This is a genomic window from Lysinibacillus macroides, assembly GCF_001281525.1.
Classification (GTDB): Bacteria; Bacillota; Bacilli; order Bacillales_A; family Planococcaceae; genus Lysinibacillus; species Lysinibacillus macroides.
Map to the genome: position 1 here is coordinate 804,385 of NZ_LGCI01000005.1, position 18,330 is coordinate 822,714.

Genomic DNA, 18,330 nt, shown 5'->3' on the forward strand with positions numbered 1-18,330 from the left:
TGTATTAAGAAAATAAAAACTCAGCACTAACTGAAACTAATGCTGAGTGGTTTTCTACCTAATTGAGTTTCCCAAAGACCTTCTTCATTTTCTGATATAGTGTCTTGTAAAATATACTTTTTATGAGAAAATAGTACATTTAGCGTATATTCATTTAAATTAACTCCATATTTAATGAAGTTATTTGAATTTAATTTTCCTGTATTTAAAAATGATATCTCTGTTACTTCAGGATAAGTATAAGAAAATAAAACTTCAGAAAGAGACATCTGCCCTGCACCATTAACGGATAATATCTGTATGCGGTAATAACGATAAAAATTTGGTTTTGATATATTGTAATTACGTGTTTCACCACTACTCCAATTAATTTGATTTCTATATTGTCCTATTATCTCAAAGTTTACATCATTATTACTTCCTAAAATATTAAAATCTTTAGGAGCATTCAATATTGTTGACCAAGCGGATGTTATTTGTGCGCTAATTGCAACTCTATTTGCTATTTTTTTAACTCCATAATCAATTTGAATCCAACCTGTCGTAACATTACCTGACAGCCAAGAGTCAATAACCCCACCTGCATTAGTTCCGTTAAATACTTTCCAAGGTTGATAGTTAGAGTTTCCAGTATTTGTACTACTTGCACTAATCTTTAATGGAGCAGGAGTAGTGTTAGAGGTCATTTTTGTATGATTAATTATGTTAATTATTTTTGAAGAATATAATCTATTTTGATATTGAATAAGTATTTTTTTGGTAGCCATTTATCTCACCTCAACTTTCATACTTCTAATATCAAAATATTTCTTTAAATCAATAGTTTTACTAAACACTTTACCAACTTCGCCAACACCTAAAACCTCATTTTTTTCTGTCATCGACATAGGCTCTAATGTTTCTATTCTACGGTCAAGTAGGGGAGATAGATTGTCCATTCCTTTATCTAAAAATTGTTGAGATGCAGGGAGAGTGGTAGATACAGTTGACCACAACACCATTTCTTTAAGTTCTCCTTTATATATTTCCAAATTAGCAAATTGACCTTCAAAATAGTAAGGATTATTAGTTGAAACTCCTGAATCGGATGCTCTACAACCTATAACTAAATTATTTGTTGCAGTTGTAGACTCTTTATAAGAATGTGTTAGGTGATAGTCTAATTCACCATCTACATACCATCTAATGTACTGACCATCTTTGTATTCTAACATTATTTCATGCCACTCATTGTCACATACCATAGCTTTACCATTTTGAGCAGATATATTCCAATTTGTAGCACCTGTGATATTAACTGCATAATGTAATGTTCCTATTTCAGAAAGACCAATAAACCATCCTCGTTTAGATGATTCTGAGGTAGATATGACAATTTGTGGCTTCATTGATGAAGTTTTAACTTTATATTTTATCACTTTATCGCCAATTGGAAATAAATTATTGACTGTTGAGCGCAAATATTGATTGACTCCATTAAAACTAACTACATAACCTTCTTGAGAATCATAGATTCGAGTTGGACTAATAGGAGAGTTAAAAATAGTTTCTTTCACACCTTTAACTACATCAGTGTCGTTAAACTTTAATTGTTCTATTAGATTGCTTGACTTTGGTGAAAGCACTTCTTTTCCTTTCTTATACTCACCATCATGTAAAATAAGTGATTTATCTTCAATCTCTTCCATCATTTCTAATTTATTAAGATGAATTTGGCTTCCACCAAAATTTGATTCCAAGTATATTCTGTATTTCTTGTAGTAATTATCATTTTTAATTACGTATTCTCTGAAATTAATATTTGTCCAAGTAGGTTGATTTGTTTTTGTATCTAATACAATCCAATTCAATCCATCCCATGCTTCGAATTTCCAACTTTTAGGACTTCTCTCATAACTCCAAGAGTGAGTTCTTATTCTGTATTTTCTAATTTTTTTTGGTTCTGTAAACTCATATGAAACCCAAATAGGTGTATTGTTTGCACTACTGAACTCACCACTACCAAAAAGATGATAAGGCTCATATTTATAGTTACCCCATATTAAATAAGTTGAATTACCATACTCTACTTTACCACTAGGAGAAGTGTAGCTTGTCATAATGGGAATCAAGTTATTTGTATAAGTTTTTTCTTTATATACATTTAGCTTATCAATCCTTAACCAATCCTTATGAGTAACTTTCTTCCTGTGTAAGCTCCCTACATCAACCCATGTTGAATCAAGCATCATGTCATATTGATAATTCCGCTTTAATCTAAGCCCATTTGAATCTTCAACAAACTCATTACTCTCAAAATCTGAATTAGCAACTAAAAAAATATCTGTCACAAACCCTGCAAATAAATCAATTCTAACTTGAATGTATTGCTTTGTATCAGATTGAATTGTTCCATCAAGCGCAATAGGTGTCCAATCAGACCAATCCAGATTGTTATCAGAAACTCTTGTTAAAATGGCAAATGAACTTGAGCCGTTATTACCACTATTACTAAACACTTTTTCAAAATCATGAAACTTATCCTCTAAATTAATAACATCTGAAATCCAAGTACCTTCCTCTGCGTAAACAGGGTTTCCTTGCCCATCCGTATCAATCTGAGCTAATCGTAAATAACCTGTTGTTGAATCTATCTCTGTGTTGTTATGAGTACCAGAAATGCCAATAGGTAAGCCTATCTCTTTACGTTCTAAGTTACCGCCAACAATTGCCATAGAGCATTTTCCTTTCCTGTGTAATAGATTCAATACCATTAATAAAAGCAAAGAAACTACCACTTATATTTGTAAACCAATTATCTAAAAATAAGACAATTAATTTTGAATTTTTAGGTGCTTTAATTTCTCCAATTTTGGCGTTTAAACCTTTACTAACCAAATTATCTATTAATTTTTCAAGTGAGTATTTTCCTGTTTCTATTGTGTGGGCTTCTTTTTTTGAAGATTCAATTAAAGATAGCTTGTTATTTGCAGTTGTTATTTCTAAGGAATCATTTTTAGTAGGAACAAGTAGCCAAAATCTTTTCATCATGTATTTCCACGCTTTCTATTATTTGATTGTCCAATTCAATTGTCCTGCTTTATTCGCTTCTAGTGGGGCATAGAAGCGCTCTACTTCCAATCCTTTTGACTTAAATATCAAATAACCATTTAGGTCTTTATTTGAGGTTAATTTCACTTCAATAAAAGCACTCTTATTAAAAGGAAGTGAAATGATGGGCTGGAAAAATAGTTGAATATTATCTTTTTGGTAAATTGTTTTATAACCAAAATTAATGGATTTTAAGTTAGATTGCTGAATACCTTGCATGTTGTTGTAATCAGAATAGGCTTCTTTATATGTTATAAGGTCTTTATGTGCGAAGTTTGTTGTTAAATGATAGGTTCTATTTTCTTCATCGATGTATTCAACTTCAATTCTTCTGCCATTTAGATTAAATGAACCATCTGACATTTCAAAGAAAAACTTCATTCCTTGACCAAACAAACCAAAACGAATGACCTGATTTTTCTGTATTAAATAAAAATCATTTTTCTTATGCGTGAGCAGATCATACTCCGCATAGTTTTTTCCATCTGCATAGTCAGCATTCCAATTAAAGGGAATACTAACCGCTTGTATATTTCTTGAATCGGCAAATATCATTTCTATCAATCTCCTTCATTGTATTGAAGTTTTTTACTTATAAAATGCGATAAAAATAGGGTAGGGGAGCAAGCCCCTTACCCTGTAAAATTTATATTGTTTGTATGTATTAAACGTAACGATACGAAACACGTTGAACTAATTGATTTTTCCCTGCACTTGCTGTAATAGGGACTTCGGCATACACTGAAACTTGAACAAAGTTCCCACCTGCTAAATTAGCGTTTGTCCCATCATCTTTAGTAGCATTGGCTAAACCTAAAATTTCTTGTGTAGCAGGTATTTTCTCAATTTTTACAGAAATATATTCTACAGTTCCATCTACTACAGGATTTCCTTCTACTGTAATCCATCCAGGTTGTGTGCCATCTGTTGTCCCTGCTTTAGTAACCTTATAAATGAAACCATTTGGTACAGTGGGCTGCACGTATGCGCCAAGAGTTAATGGAATAGAGGCTGTCCATACAGAAGCAGTAGCTGCGTTCTTATTAGTTGTTGTTCCATTTGTACCGAGCGGTTTCACACCTGTTGGATTATCAGGAATACCACCTTTACCAATAGGTGTGAAGTCTGATTCATTTAATGAATCAACTCTGACGTGAAACCAATTATCACGAACAGCTTCTACAATATTACCAACTGTATCGCCTGTACCACCATTACGGTCACGAGTAGTGAACACAACTTCTTCCATTTTTGAGCAATCATCAGAACCACCACGATTGTTCCAAATATAGAAAATTTTAATAGGAGAAGAGGAGTCTGCATCAACTGTACCAAAATTAACAGTCGATTTTACTTCTTTTGATTTTTCATTAGTGCCTTCATACCAACTTACCATAGGTTCATTTGTCATAATTAAATTCCTTCTTTCCTTTGTATTATAATATTGAATCATTTAGCAATATTTTTATATTTACGGATAAATTTTGAGCATCAATTAAAAAAGAAGGGATGTATAGTCGAAATACATCTCCCTTCTTTACTTGGACATTTGTTACTAAAAATGTTTGATTATCATAATGTTTCTCTTCCGCGATGATTATGGGGCTATCCGTAATATCAAACCAATCTGTAAAATTAGTCGATTTTTGTACATGGATAGGGGTAGGTTGTAAGCCTGTAGTTGAAACACATGCTTTTATTTCAACAATTTCACCATCCCATTCAAATACTATATGGGGGTCTTGTACACCTTGCAAAATATCTTTTGGAATGATGAATACTATCGTTTTTTCATTAACAAATTCAGTAATATTTTTGACTTTCGTGAACTGTTCTTTACTCATTAAGCCATTGATAATCTCACTTGCAAGAGGGATATTACCGCCTAAAGCATCAATAGGCACCCATGCTTTTCCATTCCATCTGTAACGAATACCAGTGTCATAGACTTGTGTAGTCCATCCCACTTCAGGGTAGGGGAATTTTTGTGCAATCTCATCATATGTATTTACGAAAGGCTGATAAATTAAAACTGTTGTTTCGTAAGCATCCTTTACTAATTCTGTAGCATCCTTTGCCTTTTGAGTTGCATCTAAAGCTTGATCAGTCGCATGATTAGAATTGTTAATAGCAACAGTAAGCTTTTTTAGATATTCTTCATAGTTGTCAGTTCGATCAATCAATTCTCGAACCTGTGATTTACTTTTCTCGATAATTTCATGTAATGTCTCTGTAGAATCTGTCCCATCATAATGAGCAATACGTGTAGAAGGATAGAGAATTAAGCCTCTGCCTTTATAGACAATGGACATGGTTTCAGCTTCCCTAGATACATGAAAATAAATAAATCCATTTGTATAGTCTACATAAAATTCGTTGTTCTTTAAGTTTTGTTTGATAAATTTTTCATAGTTAATCTCAAACATCCCAGAAATTCTAACTCTAAACATTTCATCGGGAATTTCTAACAAAAATACGCGCTGATTGACAACACGGGCAATATCCAGCCTATCAATATATGGGTCTGAGGGAGTTCCTTTTCGCCAAACAATATGGATAGGGTTATTAAATTCTAGGTAATTGACAGGGAGTGACAATGTATCACCTTCTTTATGAGCCTATATTTACAGTAGAACTAACGCCACCATTGATTTTACAGTTAGTTCCTGCATGGGTTGTCACATTGGAATTTTCAATAGCAACTGATTTTCCATTAATAAAGACACTTCTACTATTTCCGACTGTCACTGAACCCTGAGCATTGGTATGAGCACCATTGATATAAACGCCACCAGCAGGTAGGGTATAGGTATCATTCTCAATCGTTCTATTGCCTTGAATAATAGGGGCTTTACCATTAATTATTACATTTGTTACTGTGGATGTAACAGTACCCTTGATAATTGCCTCTGTTGTTTTAGGTAGCCAATTGCCATTATCAAATTGTTGATACTGGATGTGATTGAATGCAGTAGTATCAGAGATTGTCGCATTATTTAAAGCTATCTTTGCCATGTAAAATTCCTTTCTTTAATTTAGGTCAATACGTGTACCGTTTACTTTAATGCCGCTTGCGGACATCGTAATCGCATTACTGCCAAATTTTATTTCTAATTGTGAGTTATTCATTATAATGCTGCCACCACCTCCTTTTATGGAGACTGTTCGAGGTGTAGTGATTTCTATCGACTTTGTTCGATCCGTGTTTAAATTAATAGCATGTTTTTCGCCACCCTCATCGATATATTCCGTAAAGAATCCTTCAGATGTCTTATATTGCTTTGCTTTATTATTATTTGTATTATTTCCTGAGCCACTGCCCCAAATAGCAACAGGGTAGGCTTGCACTCCTGAACCTTCAAAATACATTTCATATTTGGTATTTTCTGTTGAACCGCTTTTAGTGATAAATCGCAAGAACTTTTGTTTAATATGAACATAATTATCAGGATCATTAGGGTCATAAGTTCTTAATTTAGTGACTGTTAAATCAGATATAAAGCTATTATCCTCACCTAAGGATTCAAGAATTTTTTCATCTAATTCACCATTCATAATAAATAATTTTCGAGCGTAGAGGTAACCATCTTTGCTTATCCAAAATCTAGGCTCTGAATGAACATCAATCGCAATACCTTCATTAGCATTTAGGCGAATTTGTTCACCGTTATTGCCATTAATCGTAATGCCATCATTTTGATCAAAGATGATTTTTTCACCTAAGAAGCCATCTACAATTTTTAAATTATGAGTAGTGATATCTTTTGCATAAAGTCTGCCATCCGTTCCAACGTAAAACTTTTTATCTCCATTAACATAAATGGAGATTGCTTCATTTGCATTGAGCCTAATTTCTTCGCCATTTCTACCATAGATAGTAATACCGTCCAGCCAGTCAAATGTAATGGCATCACCTAAATCACCATCAACAATCCGCAGATTTTTAGTTACCAAACCTTCAGCATACAGTGTCCCGTCTTCCCATTTAGCATCTCCTAATGTTGCAAATAATTTGCTAACCCATTGGCCATTTTCCCATTTTTGTAGGGCAAGTCCATTAGTAGCATTTAGGTAGGCTCTATATTTACCATCGCTACGCACAGCAATAAAACCAAAATCATTCATAATAAGATTGTTGTGATATCTACCCATTGTGATACCAGAATAAAATAGTGAGTCTTCAATTTGTTGCCGAAGTCGGGTTGCCTCATCATAATAGTTTTTAAATTTTTGCACAAAAATACCACGATTCTCAATGTGACTCGTGGATTCAGTAATAGGATCTGTCATATCAATATGTAAATTTTGTGATTCTGAGTACCCATTATTAATGATTTTGATATAGCTAGACATGCCATTCATTAGCTCTAAGTAAGCATTTTTTAATGCACTTGTTGAGTATTTATCAGTGGTTGAATAAACAGTAGGGAAGGTTTGCATTGCTACATTAAAAGCACCCTCAACATCTGTTAGATTATCTCTATCACTTCTTATATATTTTTGAGCTTGTTGCAGAAGCAATTTGTAGTCTGAATGAATTTTATACAATTCTTTAATCAGTTCTAATTTTTCAAGTGTTGTTAATTTACCGTCTGCGACAATCTTGTCTAATAATCCAATATTAAAGTAATTATTCTCAGCATCTAAAATTACTTCATCTAAATTATTGACGACTTTAATGTTCTCAGCGACCATATGTCGGGAATACAGTGTGCCATCAGTATTAGCCCATAATACTTTTTTCCACTCATCATTATCTTTTTTACTAACTGAGAAGCCTTCACATGTTGTTAGGGCAACTCTTGTGATATGATTCCAAGAGACAAGTCCAAAGCATTCATTGTCTTGAGGTATTAGGTTTCCTGCGCTATCTTTTTGATTCTCAGAAACTAGGCCTACATACATTACCTCATCACCTTGACGGTTATAAATCGTCGTTCTCGAGCCTTGTGTGATCCATATACCCGATTCATCCTCAATCATTAGGTTGACACCTGATATGATCTTTCCAAAAATACGTTCACCAAATATACCATCCTTAGAAATAGCATGTTTCCAAGACTCACCGTTATCATTGGTAATTGCTAGAAATCCATTTTGGATCACTAACCAGCTTAAAGGGTCTTCTAAATCTCTTACAATAATTCCACGTTCACTGATTTCAATTTTCTGATTGTATCCTGCCATCACTGCATTTTTTAAGGCATCCCATTTATTATTGATAATATCATTGATGGCACCATTATTTTTTTCAGACAAATTCCATTTCCATTTATCCATTTGAACAATAGTGGACGTATTACCCGCTTTATTTAGTTGCTCTAGCCAGTTATTCTCTTCATCAAATTCATTTTCAATCACAACAGAAATGCTTTCATTTTCAAAATTATGTGCAATCTCAGTAATTTTAGCTTTTATATCTACTTGTAAACGGTCGTATCTAACCCTTACAATATCTCCTAAACCTAGCTTATCCCAATCATTTTGACATTCAACGATAGAGAGGAAATCAATTAAATTCATATCAAGCTTAATTTTAGGTTCAAGATATGTTCTAAATACTTCTTGGCCTTCTTCCATTAAATCTTCATCATCAATAATGGAATCGTTAATGTATTCTTTTTCAATTTCAAAATTTGATAACTCTGCTAGCTGCTCAACCGTAAAGTTATTTTCTCTTGCTAATTTTTCTCTTAAATCATTTAAGTCATTTTCATAATCAGAAAGCTGATAATTTAAGCTTCTTATAAAAGCCTCTTGATTAGATATTTCTAAGCGCTTTGCCTCTAATCGTTGAATAATGTCTTGGTGATTAAGGGTGGAGGATTGAAAGTTAGCATTTGACAAATCTAGCTCATCTTCAATGACGATCCTTTGTGTATTTAGAGCACTTAGTTTTTGTTCCTCGGTCTGGATAATCGAATTTTGTGTAGTGACCATTGTGGTTAAATTCGTGAATTTCTCAGAGAGTGATTCTACTAATGCTTGATAATCCTCTAGTGCCATACATAGGCTATCTGTTAAATATTTTGAGTGACTAACAACCAGCCCATTTTCACGTTTGAAAGGGTAGAGGTAGTATCTGTAATCTTCGAGATATGATTGGCCTGTAGGATTTAATCGATGTATGGATAAGCCATCTTGGCCATATACTTTTAATCGAGTAATTGTGTCAATTGTATTGATCGCTAAATTAAATGACTCTAAATATTTACCATCTCGTATATAAAATCCCTTATCCTTGCCTATATTTTCAGGTCTATAGAAATGGATCTCACACTTAATAGAATCCCAAACAATTAAGGCATTCCAAAGCTTGGCTAAGTCATAAATAATTTCTAATGCATTATTTGATGCCACCTCATAGCTTCGATAAATTTCTTCAAAGTAGCTATCTACATAGCCTAATTTCCATATTGTATTTACTGAAGATAAAATTTCAGTAGTAATTTGAGATAATGTCTTACTGACAACTTCAAAATTTCTTATATTTTTATCACTTAACTGAATGCCTAAGGATAGGGCAGAGTATTGAATATATTCATCATCGCTATATGCCTTGTTGGATTCATTTAATAAAAAATACTCTGTAATATGTCCATATTTCAATTTAAAGAGATAACGGTTTTTAATTTTATCAATATTTTTGTTATCAACAGGAACGCCGTCTTCAATTAGGGTAGTAGGGATTTTAAAAGAAATTTCGTTTAGGATAGAAACTTTGGTATTATAAAGAATATCATAAGCCTCGCCAATTCTAGCAATGGTTTTCTTATCTGGTCTACATAGAAAGATTCTTGCATCATCAGGTTTTAAATTATAGTTTATTTCACCTAATTTCAATGAATTTCACCTCACTCCTGTATAAAAATATATTGGTACCTCATAACCATATCAAAATCTCCTTTACCCTTTAAGAAATTATGACCAACTGCTAATTCTAAATATTCATCATTATGGTCATCATATCTATAAACCCCTAAATGCTGTCTGTTCGAAACGATATCTTCTTTTTGGCAATCAATAAAAACTTCTTCATTGTCAATTAAGTTTTTCATTATTAAAGTTTGATTGGACATTATATTAGTAAGTTCAATATCACCGTTACCATTCTTTTTTCGAATCCAGAGTTTAGGCTTGATTATGCAATCACCTAAATTTTCCATCAATTCACAAGGATCAAAGGCAATAGAGAAGGATTGTATATATGGTTTTTTATCATTTTTATCGGCATTTAGTACAATTTTGTATCTAAAAATTAATCCTTCTAATTTATAATCATTTAATAAGGTTTTGTCATTGAAATTTATTAATTTCCATTTAGTCCAATTACTATAGTCATAGGAAAGAGAATAGAAAAATTCAACTTTTTGATGATGTATATTGATAATATTTGCAAGGATCGTTGTTAGGTATTTTGATGAAACATTGGATATTGCATAGCTTTTAGAGACGTAAGAGCCTGTAGAATATATTAAAGAACCCCATTTCATAATAAAACCCCTATTCTATTTTTCCGAATGGTCTAAATTCACAATTTGTTCCAACCTTTTTCCAGATAATATTTTTAGCTTTTCTCCAAACAACAGTACCGTCTATAAATGCTGTATCATTTTGAACAGAGGACCATACAGGTTCAGTTGTGGAGGAATAGCCAGCTGTTTCACAAATATAGTAGTATAATTTACCTCCATTTATAGGAAAGGTTAAGTCACCTACTTCATAATTGAATTCGCTTCTCCAAGTTGCACCTGCTACATCATAAAATTCCTGGTTTAACGTATTTAGAAAGACAGGGGGAGTAGTTGAACTTTGACCTTCCACAACACATTCATAAAGCCCTCCATTATCTATCGGAGGCTTAACAAGATTTCCTACATTATACTTTTTATTGGCTAGCCATTGTTTTGCATGAATGCCTTCTCTTGTGACAATCCAACCAACAAATGAACCGCTAGCAGGGGTCTTATTCCATAAAATATGTCCAACTTTGTAAAGCAGATTATCATCTAATTCATTAATTGAATTAGTAGCATTCTTTACATATTGCTCTAATGCTTTAAAATTATTTCCATATTCAATAATTGTTTGTTTAATATCATCGTCCTCAAACGTTGCTGCTGTGGTAATATTTAGTTCAAGTTGATTCGTGGTTTCCATCTTACAATTCACCCCATTTTTTAGTGTTGGCATATAATATTCCCCAAGAGTTATTGATGTTATCAATCGTTAATCCATTCGATGTCACTTTTGTATTTATAAATTCTCCTTGTGCAAATGTATGACTATCGTCAATAATGTGATAGCCTGTGTTAGCATCTCTAAACGTTAAATTAGTAAAACTTTGTTCCTGTGAATAGGTATAAGGAGAGTCACATCTAATAGATAATTCAACATATCCTTGCTTTAAACCATTATGTAATAGTGCTGAGTTCCCTTCTATCAGCGCATGGATCACTCTATTGGGGTTACTATCAAAAACTAATGGCTTGTAGTAAGGCTGAAATAACCACCTGGCGATTTTTCGTATATCTTTATCTTCCACCCAATTTTCCAGATAAAAAGATAACTGAAAAGAGAGTGGCTCATGTTCCACTCTCTGAAAGTAAGGTTTTTCATTATTAGCAACTTTTCTTTCAATAATTTTACGGCTAGGAAGAAAATTTTCTTCAAATAATCCACCCTTAGACCAAGCAATGTTGACACCCATATCTTTTGATGAGATATTGTCATACATAAAATGAATGGACTCTAACATCTATATTCTCATTCCTTTCCTACGTAATAAATCATCATCAATCATTTTACTAAATCGTTTTAAATCATTGCTGTCACCGTTCATTTTATCAACATTAAAATGAATCTCTATATCCCCATAAGTATCTCCACCAGGAAGGGGAGAGGTTTTAGCAGAGGGTACAAATTTGGAGAAGAAAGGAGCTAAGCTGGACATCACTCTATCCATAATATTGATTGAATCAAATAAACCTCTTGTATCGGCTTTATTTAGCATAATTTCATGAGGATGAGCAATAATCGCTTTTCCACCTTTACCATCAATTCCTATGCCAGTCCAATTCATAAAACCACCAGTATCGAGAGAAGCAATCTTGTTCTTCATTAATTCCCGTGTTGTAGTGTTATCAATAAGATTTAAATTGGCATTAAAGAATGATTTTAATTGATCAATCTGAGCTGAAGTATATGTATTTTTAACAGAATCAAACGTCACATCTTTAGAAATCTCTGAGTCATCAGCTCTTCCTTGTGCCGCAACATAGTCCGCTTTGTTTTTAAGAGCCGTTTTCGTGTTAGCATTTAAGGTTGCGTCGGGAATGAGCTTTTCATAAATAAATTTACCTAGCATAACTTGCATATCGGCTGTAGATAAGCTAGCAGTTTGATTGTTTTTGCTAGTTGTAGCTTCATATTTATTACCAGAAATACTGCTAATAAATTGCTCGATAACATGGTTATATTTTCCCCCTAAAATACCTTTATTGCTGTTAAAATACTCATACACTGCGTCCTTATCAGCATGAGTTAATGTGTTAAATGCATTTTCAAAATTAACGCCATCTTTAGTAAATTGCGGGTTTTTGCTATCTTTGCGGCCTTGGTCTGCTAATTGTGTTGCCTTTTGACGAATGGTATCCTTATCTGTTCCTGAAGCGTTTGGTAATACTTTGTCAAATAAAAATTTACCTAATAGCACTTGCAAGTCGCCCTCAGATAAATTACCTGTAGATGTCTGCGTGTTTTGCTTAGTATGGGGGGTTGCTTCAAATAAGCCTTTATCAGATGTTTTTTGACTATTATTAAATTTATCTATTAAGTTCAAGGCCTCTTCCAAATTGAAAATTACATTATTTTTAATGGATAGACCAACGGCATCCATAGTTCCCTCTAATGTTCTTCCCATATCTGGTAGTGTGGCTTTCATTTTATCCTGAAACTGTTTAAGATCAGCTTCGACATTTTCCAAGTGACCGTCAATGATACTTTCTCTCATTTTCGCAAATTCACGTTCATCATTAAGTAGATCATTATAATGTGATTCCCAGTATTCTTTTTCACGTTCAATTTTATTAATTAAATTTTCATGCTCTGCTTCTTGGAGCTCTATTTTTTCATCTGTTTCTTCCTCTTTAGCCTCCAATGCATCATTTAAAGACTCTTTACGTAATTCAATTTCTCGGTTATGGCGTTTTTCAGCAATATTTTTATCAATTTCATCTAACTGTTCTTGGAGTTTTTTACGCTTAGCTTTCGCCTCATGAGAATTATCTAATGCTAAAATATTAAATTGACTCTGAACATCTGCACGTTCCGTTTCTAAATCTTCAATTTCCATATCATAGCTTCTTTGGGCTTCTTGACGGTCAAGTAAACGCAATTTATCTTCAACACTTTTTCTAAATAAGTCCATTTCATCTTGAAGATTTTTCATGATAGTTTCATGTTTTTTATTTTCGCGCTCAATTTCCTCATCAAGTTGCTTCAGGTGCTCATCCTTCAGCTCTTGATAGTAATCTTTATAGGCATTAATAACTTTCTCAGCAATGTCCTTTAACTGGGCTTCTTTCGCATCATTTTTTTGTTTATTATATTCTTTGATGGCTACAGTCGCATTTAAATAGGCATTATACTCATTATTTATTAAGTCTATGACTTCTTTGATACGCTCGGCAGTAATATCGCTCTGTTGTAATTCCTCTAGTAAAGTATCTCTCGTTTTCAAATGTTGTTGAGCAATTCTTTTTTGCCCATCAATCATAATATCTGTATATTTTTCATAGTCACTAGAACCTTCATCAAACATTTTACGAATTAGTTCAGCTCGATTAATTTCAGATTCTATGTTTTTTACTTTCTCATCTGATTGTGTTTTGATATTGATTAAAATATCATAATCGCCATTTTGAATCGCAATTTGCAATTCTTTCATCTCAACGGTTAGGTCTTTAATACGTTGTTTAGCGGTATCTAAACTATCACCAAATAATTTATTGCCATTAACTAAAGATTGTAATTGCGTTAGTTCATGACTGTTGGCAATTTGCTGCTCTTTCATTGCATTATTGATATTGGCTAATGTTTTTATATATCTAGGAGAAGAGGTATCTAATTCTTCGCTTTTCGCTTTTTCATACGCAATCGTATTATTTGGAGCTTGACGCTGTTCTTCAAACTTTGTCATGTAGGATTCCAGCTTTTTAGCGCCAACGTCCCAAATAGTAAAATCAATTTCACTATTAACTTGATTTAATTCATGTAGGCGTTGCGTATATTCGGCAACAATTTTTTTAGAAACAGTGCCACTTTTAATAACACCTTCAAGGTAGGCGATTTCATTTTGATTAACTTTCCTCTTATCCTTTAATAAAGACGCCTGCTTATCTAATTCTTTACGATAGGACTCAGAAGATACAGTTAGCCTTTTCAGTCGATTATCACTATTTTCTAATTGATTATCGAAATTAGTCTTTTGATGTTCAAATTTTGATAAATAGCTTTCAATAATATCATGTTCTAGATTTTCGATCTTCTCTTGTTGATCTAATATTTGCTGTTGTAAGTTCAGTACCTCAGATATAGTCTGATCGATCGCTGCCTGTGCTGTCTCAACTGTACTACTAGCTGATGAAGAAACTATAGAAATTTTCCCATTCTGAGCATCTTTTAAGAATGCTGATGGATCAACAGGTTGTCCGTTGACGTTTATTTCATAATGGAGGTGTGACCCTGATGATGTTCCAGAAGAACCGATTGTCCCAATTTGCGTACCAGCCACAAGGGTATCGCCTAGTTTAGCAATTGCTTTGTCTAGGTGAGCATAAATATGCTTCCTATTATCAGCATCTTGTATAACAACAACATTTCCATAAGATGAATCCATCCCATTCTTCTCAGCCTTACCACTAGCGATAACTTTCCCACTAATATTAGCATCTAAACGAGTACCAAGAGGGGAGGCAATATCTATGCCACGATGAATGTCAGTTTTATTATTAATTATTCGTGTTTCTCGGTAGCCACTCGTTATTGTGCCAGACCAACCATTTAATTTTTGATTACTTGTTGTTGTTTGAGCAGAGGAGCTACCTGTGATAGTACCAGTTTTTTGAATCTTCCCTGAGGCAATTTGGTTTTTTAAGGAGGTTTCTTGCTGCTGCATTGCTTTCAGTTTTTCTTTTTCAAATTTAATCTGTGTTTCTAAAGCTTGTCGATATTCACTAGAGTGTTCAGGTAGCTTTGATAATGATTTTTGTTGCTTGTTAATTTGGAAATTTAACTCTTCTAGTTTTTGCTTGTATTTATCTGTAATATATATAGCTTTTTCTTTTTCAGCGTTTGCATTTTTTTGGGCTGTAGTGGTTTTATTTGTAGCTTGTTCATTTTTTTTGATAGTAGAGGTAAAGCCATCAACTTTACCAATGTCAGTATTTAGTATACTTATTAGATCATCTAGTTTTTTTAGCTTCTCTGAGTATTCCCCATAGCCAACGTAGTCCCCTCGAGATTGAGAAGCAGCTAGTAAGAATCTACCTTCACTGTCCGTTAGTTCTTCGCCGCGATTGTATTTAGCTTGTATTTCTTCATATTTATTAAATGTAGAGCTACTTACTTTTTGAATGGCTTCAAGTTCACTTTTCAGGTTTTCAATACGAGCTTTAGTACCCAAAGCGGATGCTAATGTTGCCTCTTGCTCAGCAGTTAATTTTCCATCACGAAAGAGTTTGTAGGCTTTTAATAATACCTCGTTTGCATTATTTTCCGCAATCATCATATTTATTTTTTCTTTTGAAAGACCAATTAATATAGAGTCATTTTTTAATAAACCAGGATAGACAGTAGCTAAATCTTGCATGATTGCGTAACGAGCATCTAAAAGGTCTTTTATATTTTGTTCCTGTGTAGTTAAATGTTCTTTATTTAAAATATCGTTTAGTGTTTGTTGAGAGTGCTCATCTAATTGCATTGAGATTTCTTGATAGGAAGATATAGAATTATTTAGAGCATCCACATAAGAACTTGAAATACCTATTTCTTCTTCTGCTACATTTTGATAATTCTTCATTTTAGTTGTTAGACTTTCAAGTTCATTGCCAGATGCTGCAGATGAAGAGGTAAAATGATGAAGTGACAATCCTGTTGCTTTCATTGTCTCTCCGTATTTCTCATAGTCTTTTGTGATACTTGCTAGATATTGTGTTATGCCATTTTGAAGGTTTGTAAGTGTAGCATCATCCATATTTGGATAGGCAGATTTTAATTTTTTTCGTATATCTTCTATATAATTAGAAGCTTCTTGGTGCATTTTTTCAAATTGTTCAGGTGGTGCATAGTATAATTTATTAAACTGTTCATTAATAGCATTTATAAACTCTGGTGCGTTTTTATCTTTAAATAAAGCTTCTAATGCAGAATTCAAATTTTGAATTTCATCAGCATTAGCTGTGGAGATTAATTGGGCACCTAGAGCTTGTGCAACCTCTTCTGTACTTCCCGTTAAAGCATTATTTTTCTCAATAATAGCTTCTAAATTATTGATGTAATTAGTTTTTATTTCAGGCAATAAATTGTTGATTTCATTTAAGGGATTTTTAGTTAACTTTAAAGTGCGTTCAGCATCACGTATTAAGGATTCTAAATATTGAACATCTGTATCAGTACCTGATTTTTTAGCTTCAGTAAGCATTGTTCGAAGCTCAGGTAAAAATTTTTGTAATTTTTCTACAGAGTCGTAAATAGGTTTCCCTTCAAATAAACCCCAGAAAGAATCTACCACTTCTTCTACAGAAGAGGGCTGCCTTCCACCCGCAGAAGAATCCTTTTTATCAAATACTTTTTGTTTGTATTCAGCACTAACACCAGCATTTCTTCTATTATTACCTCTAGCAAACCGTAATAACTCGTCTTCATTTTTTTTAAGTAACTTATTGAGTTCTTCTTCATTCTTAGTTATTGTGGCTTTTCTAGCTTCCACTTCTTTAGCAGAAGCAGCCTTATTTTCTATTGCTTGTTGTTCTTTTAAAAGCTGTGTTTTTATTTTGATGGCTTCTGCTGAACCTACTATTTTTTTGCCATATTCATCCTCACTAGCAGCTAAGGAAGGGAGCAGGTTAGCTAATTGATTTTGAATATTCTCATGTTCTTTTAAAGTATTATTGTCGGCATTGCCATCATTAACTATCTTACTTAATCTTTCATATTTTGGAATAAGGCTATCGATAGTTTCTGCATTTTGACTATATAGGCCTAGCATTGCTTTTTGGCTAGCCTCAAATTCCGCAACTGTTTGGTTAATTTTTTTTTGTTCTTCCGTATACATATCGAAAAAAAGCCCACCTACGATCCCAATGCCATGAAGATTACGCAACAATTTAATAGGGGCTGATCCACCGGAAATATCTTCGCCAATGGTTTTAAGGGTAGATGTGAGAGCTAGACTGTCCATGATAGATGATCCCAATGAAGCAGAGCTTTGGGCTGCTTGACCTGTATTTTGCCCAAATTCGATTATATCTTGATTCATTTTTTCGATTTGAGCTGAAACATTCGAGATATCTGCAATGTTTAAACCCTCACCAAGCTGGATATCGCTAAGCTGATTGTTTAAATCAGTGATTTGGGCTGTTAATTGGTCAAAGCTGGATGTATCTATATAGGATGTTTGTAGCTCATATATGCTGGATAGATTGGTTTTAAAGGTTTGCAAATCTTGCTGTACTTTTTGAATACCATTTAGCTTAAATTGATCAATAGTAGCCGTTTCAATTTCTGCTTTTAGCTGTGACACTAATTTGCTAAGTGCTTGTAGGTCATTCGTTGGGACTTTTGCTAGCTGTTTATAGAAGGAGCTGACATTTATTTTTGCATCCTTGAATGTTTTATTTAGTGTGTCTATAGATTTGATAGAATCGGTTATTTGCTGTTTAACATTTTCAAAAATTGATAGGGGAGCGGATGCTTCAGCACCAATGTTTTGTAGCTTGCCATTCAGTGTATCTAATTGCTGCTCTAATGCTTGAATTTGTTTACCATAATCAATAAACAATTGGCTATTATAGCCCTTAACATCTAAGTTGATTGTTAGACTTGGTATGTTTTTTAACTGTTTTAGATAGGTATGGATATTTTTTTTTGAGATTTTCTCATTGATACCTAGAGCAATCAATAGCTCTGTTGGTTTTTTTTGTTCACCACCAGTACTCAATCGATTTTCCCTCCTAATTA

At 33.3% G+C, this 18,330-nt stretch carries 12 protein-coding genes; all 12 read right to left on the reverse strand.

Going from position 1 to position 18,330, the window contains the following annotated elements; translation table 11 throughout:
• Positions 1-26 precede the first annotated feature (26 nt).
• A complete protein-coding gene (locus ADM90_RS06780; RefSeq protein WP_053994258.1) occupies positions 27-767 on the reverse strand; it encodes a discoidin domain-containing protein in 741 nt (246 codons plus the stop codon).
• Positions 768-2,714: a LamG-like jellyroll fold domain-containing protein gene (locus ADM90_RS06785; protein ID WP_053994259.1), complete on the reverse strand. Its 1,947-nt coding sequence runs from the start codon at positions 2,712-2,714 to the stop codon at positions 768-770. It abuts the gene before it with no gap.
• The gene (locus ADM90_RS06790; protein WP_053994260.1) at positions 2,695-3,030 is read right to left on the reverse strand and encodes a hypothetical protein; all 336 of its coding nucleotides are present in this window, start codon (positions 3,028-3,030) and stop codon (positions 2,695-2,697) included. The genes ADM90_RS06785 and ADM90_RS06790 overlap by 20 nt, the downstream gene beginning before the upstream one ends.
• 18 nt (positions 3,031-3,048) lie before the next feature.
• Entirely contained in the window at positions 3,049-3,645 is a 597-nt protein-coding gene (locus ADM90_RS06795) for a hypothetical protein (protein WP_053994261.1), read from the reverse strand.
• Positions 3,646-3,754: 109 nt separating this feature from the next.
• Complete coding sequence (locus ADM90_RS06800) at positions 3,755-4,501, reverse strand: hypothetical protein (protein ID WP_053994262.1); 747 nt, start codon at positions 4,499-4,501, stop codon at positions 3,755-3,757.
• A 25-nt stretch (positions 4,502-4,526) separates the two neighbouring features.
• The gene (locus ADM90_RS06805; RefSeq protein WP_053994263.1) at positions 4,527-5,687 is read right to left on the reverse strand and encodes a hypothetical protein; all 1,161 of its coding nucleotides are present in this window, start codon (positions 5,685-5,687) and stop codon (positions 4,527-4,529) included.
• A gap of 13 nt (positions 5,688-5,700) precedes the next feature.
• On the reverse strand, positions 5,701-6,105 hold the full coding sequence (locus tag ADM90_RS24995) for a hypothetical protein (protein ID WP_053994264.1): 405 nt from the start codon (positions 6,103-6,105) through the stop codon (positions 5,701-5,703).
• 15 nt (positions 6,106-6,120) lie between these two features.
• Positions 6,121-9,933, reverse strand: a complete 3,813-nt coding sequence (locus ADM90_RS06815; RefSeq protein WP_053994265.1) for a phage tail protein — start codon at positions 9,931-9,933, stop codon at positions 6,121-6,123.
• A gap of 11 nt (positions 9,934-9,944) precedes the next feature.
• The gene (locus tag ADM90_RS06820) at positions 9,945-10,583 is read right to left on the reverse strand and encodes a phage tail domain-containing protein (protein WP_053994266.1); all 639 of its coding nucleotides are present in this window, start codon (positions 10,581-10,583) and stop codon (positions 9,945-9,947) included.
• Between the two features lie 10 nt (positions 10,584-10,593).
• Positions 10,594-11,250 (reverse strand): hypothetical protein, encoded by a 657-nt coding sequence (locus ADM90_RS06825; RefSeq protein ID WP_152927975.1) that lies wholly within the window; start codon positions 11,248-11,250, stop codon positions 10,594-10,596.
• Between the two features lies 1 nt (position 11,251).
• Positions 11,252-11,848 carry a phage tail domain-containing protein gene (locus tag ADM90_RS06830; RefSeq protein WP_053994268.1) on the reverse strand — a complete coding sequence of 199 codons (597 nt, stop codon included), beginning with the start codon at positions 11,846-11,848 and terminating at the stop codon, positions 11,252-11,254.
• Positions 11,849-18,310, reverse strand: a complete 6,462-nt coding sequence (locus tag ADM90_RS06835) for a peptidoglycan DD-metalloendopeptidase family protein (protein ID WP_053994269.1) — start codon at positions 18,308-18,310, stop codon at positions 11,849-11,851.
• Positions 18,311-18,330 lie beyond the last annotated feature (20 nt).